Source organism: Psychroflexus lacisalsi (assembly GCF_020164495.1).
Lineage (GTDB): Bacteria > Bacteroidota > Bacteroidia > Flavobacteriales > Flavobacteriaceae > Psychroflexus > Psychroflexus lacisalsi.
Genome location: NZ_JAIQYZ010000041.1, coordinates 1 through 283 on the forward strand (window position 1 = coordinate 1; position 283 = coordinate 283).

General features: G+C 66.4%; 1 pseudogene. It reads right to left on the minus strand.

Annotation, left to right across the window (positions count from 1 at the left end):
• Positions 1 to 283: pseudogene (locus LB449_RS13880) on the minus strand (succinate--CoA ligase subunit alpha); the annotation flags it as partial.

The window sequence follows — 283 nt, forward strand, 5'->3', positions numbered from 1 at the left end:
CCTGCCGGAAAATGCTGCCGGGCATGATGCCGATCTTGCACTCGCCAGGCGTCAGCACGCCCGGGCAGTTCGGGCCGATCAGCCGCGACTTGGAGCCCGACAGCGCGCGCTTGACCTTGACCATGTCGAGCACGGGAATGCCCTCGGTGATCGTCACGATCAGCGGAACCTGCGCATCGATCGCTTCGAGGATCGAGTCGGCCGCGAAGGGCGGCGGAACGTAGATTACCGATGCGGTCGCGCCGGTCTTGGCGACCGCCTCGGCCACGGTGTCATACACCGG